Genomic DNA, 2,799 nt, shown 5'->3' with positions numbered 1-2,799 from the left:
CATGCCACAGACGACCCAGCAGGACAGCGGCCGAGGCCTCTGGTACGGCCTCGCGGCCTACGGGATGTGGGGGCTCTTCCCGCTCTTCTGGCCGCTCCTGGAGCCCGGAGCCGCCGACGACATCCTGGCCAACCGGATGGTCTGGTCCCTGGTCGCGGTGGTGCTGATGCTGGTCGCCCAGCGGCACTGGAGCTGGATACGCCCGCTGCTGCGCCAGCCCCGCCGGCTCGCCATGCTGGCCGGCGCGGCCGCGGTGATCTCGATCAACTGGGGCGTCTACATCTGGGGCGTCAACGCCGGGCACGTCGTCGAGACCAGCCTCGGCTACTTCATCAACCCCCTGGTCACCATCGCCTTCGGCGTCCTGGTGCTCAAGGAGCGGCTGCGCCGGGCGCAGTGGACGGCCGTCGGCATCGGCGCGCTCGCCGTCACGGTGCTGACCGTCGCGTACGGGCGGCTGCCCTGGATCGCGCTCACCCTGGCGCTCTCCTTCGCCACCTACGGCCTGCTGAAGAAGCAGGTCGGGCTGAGCGGGCTGGAGAGCCTCGCGGCGGAGAGCGCCTTCATGTTCCCCTTCGCCCTGGGCTACCTCGTCTACCTGGAGGTCAGCGGCCGCGGCACCTTCGGGCACACGGTCGCCGGCTCGTACGGCTGGGGGCACTCGGGGCTGCTGATGCTCAGCGGGGTGATCACCGCGATCCCGCTGCTGTTCTTCGGCGCGGCGGCGGTGCGGGTGCCGCTGACCGTGCTCGGGCTGTTGCAGTACCTGGCACCGGTGTTCCAGTTCCTGATCGGCGTCGCGGTGGTCCACGAGTCGATGCCGCCCGCGCGCTGGGCCGGCTTCGGCCTGGTCTGGGCCGCGCTGGCGGTGCTCACCTGGGACGCGCTGCGCCAGGTGCGGCTCGACCGCGCCGGGCGGGCTGCGGCTGCGGCCGCGGCCTCGCCGCAGCCCGCCCCGGCGCGGGAGAGCGTCACGGGCTGATGCCGGTCATGCGGTGATGCCTTTCACGCGCTGATGTCGCGGCTGGTGAACCGTGACCAGGCCGCCGAGCCGAACACCGCGACGTAGACGGCCTGCAACCCGAGGTCCTTCCACACGCCGTCCCAGTACATCGGAGCGCGCAGCAGGTCCGCGAAGCTCAGCCAGTAGTGGGTGAACAGGAACGGCCGGATCGCGTCCAGCTGCGGGAAGGCGTCCAGGATCTGCACCGTGATCACCAGCCCGACGGTCGCGGCCATCGCCGCGATGCCGCTGCCGGTGAGGGTGGAGACGAACAGCCCGATCGCCACCAGCCCGGCCAGCGAGACCGCGACCACCGCGGCCACCAGCACCGCCCGCAGCAGCGCGTCGGCGAGACCGATGGTGTCCCCGGAGATCAGCGTGACCTCGCCGAGCGGGAACAGCGCGGCACCGGTGGCCAGCGCCGCCACCGCGACCGCCGCCGTGGCGGCCAGGCAGAACACCAGCCCGGCGGTGAACTTGGCGGCCAGCAGCCTGGTCCGTCCGGCCGGGGCGACCAGCAGGTAGCGCAGCGTCCCGGTGGCCGCCTCGCCCGCCACCGAGTCCCCGGCCACCACACCGACGGTCATCGGCAGGAAGACCGGCAGCGCGACGGCCAGCGCGGTGAAGACCAGGAACAGCCCGTTCTGCGTGGTCTGCGCGATGAAGCTCGGTCCGCCGCCGCCTTCGTGCGGGCTGTCGGTGTTGAGCTTGACCACCACCCCGATCAGCACCGGCAGCACCGCGAGGATGCCCAGCAGCACCTTGGTGCGCAGCCGGCGGAAGGTCAGGTGCAGCTCGTTGCGGAACAGCGCCAGGAAGCCGGACGCGCTCGGCGGACGCCGGCCCGTGGCGATCGGCGGCGCCGCGATCTTCGGCGCATCGGCCTGCGCCGTCTCAGCCTGCGACATCGAAGCCCTCCCCGGTCAGCGCCACGAAGGCGTCCTCCAACGTGCCCCGCTCCAGGCCGAAGCCGTACACCCGCACCCCGGCCTCGACCAGCGCCGAGCACAGCTTGGGCAGCGCGTCCTCGCCCCGGTCGCCCGGCTCGCCGTCCACCCGGCCCTCGCCGGTCACCAGCGAGCCCACCCCGTGGGCGGCCAGCACCTCGGCGGCCCGCGCGGTGTCCGGGGTGCGGACCACCAGTCGGCCCTGCGCCCGGGCGGCCAGTTCGGCGACGGTGCCCTGCACCACCAGTCGGCCCCGGGACATCACCGCCGCGTGGGTGCAGACCTGCTCGATCTCGTCCAGCAGGTGCGAGGAGAGGAACACGGTGGTGCCCTCCGCCGCGACCTCCCGCACCAGGGTGCGGATCTCCCGCATGCCCTGCGGGTCCAGGCCGTTGGTCGGCTCGTCCAGCACCAGCAGTTCGCGCGGTTGCAGCAGCGCGGAGGCCAGGCCCAGGCGCTGCTTCATGCCCAGTGAGTAGGCGCGGGCCTTCTTGCCGGCCGCGGCGCCCAGGCCGACCCGCTCCAGGGCGGCGTCGACCCGGCGGCTGCGGGTGCGCGGGTCGGCGGTCGGGTCGGCGGAGTCGAAGCGGACCAGGTTGTCCCGGCCGGAGAGGAAGCCGTACAGCGCCGGGCCCTCGATCAGTGCGCCCACCCGGGGCAGCACGGTGGCGACGGACTGCGGCATCGGCTCGCCGAGGACGGCGGCCGCGCCGGAGGTGGGGGCGATCAGGCCCATCAGCATGCGGATGGTGGTGGTCTTGCCGGAGCCGTTGGGGCCGAGGAAGCCGAAGACGGAGCCGCGCGGCACGGTCAGGTCCAGGCCGTCCACGGCGAGCTGGCCGCCCCGGA

General features: G+C 73.4%; 3 protein-coding genes. 1 reads left to right on the top strand and 2 read right to left on the bottom strand.

Annotation, left to right across the window (positions count from 1 at the left end):
• Position 1 precedes the first annotated feature (1 nt).
• Positions 2–982: an EamA family transporter RarD gene (rarD, locus tag J0670_RS34930; RefSeq protein ID WP_207816509.1), complete on the top strand. Its 981-nt coding sequence runs from the start codon at positions 2–4 to the stop codon at positions 980–982.
• A gap of 23 nt (positions 983–1,005) precedes the next feature.
• Here the strand turns inward: rarD and J0670_RS34925 are convergent, their stop codons facing one another.
• Together J0670_RS34925 and J0670_RS34920 are read right to left on the bottom strand one after the other, a co-directional pair.
• A complete protein-coding gene (locus J0670_RS34925; protein ID WP_207816506.1) occupies positions 1,006–1,911 on the bottom strand; it encodes an ABC transporter permease in 906 nt (301 codons plus the stop codon).
• On the bottom strand, positions 1,898–2,799 hold a 902-nt coding region (locus J0670_RS34920; protein ID WP_207816505.1), incomplete at its 5' end, for an ABC transporter ATP-binding protein. The genes J0670_RS34925 and J0670_RS34920, both read right to left, overlap by 14 nt.

This window comes from Streptomyces sp. FH025, from assembly GCF_017427025.1.
Classification (GTDB): domain Bacteria; phylum Actinomycetota; class Actinomycetes; order Streptomycetales; family Streptomycetaceae; genus Kitasatospora.
Note: the sequence above shows the minus strand (reverse complement) of the source record. Positions and strands in the feature narration are given on the sequence as shown.

Coding starts and splice junctions, on each gene's coding strand:
- rarD (WP_207816509.1), top strand. CDS start 2: ATGCCACAGACGACCCAGCAGGACAGCGGCCGAGGCCTCTGGTACGGC.
- J0670_RS34925 (WP_207816506.1), bottom strand. CDS start 1,911: ATGTCGCAGGCTGAGACGGCGCAGGCCGATGCGCCGAAGATCGCGGCG.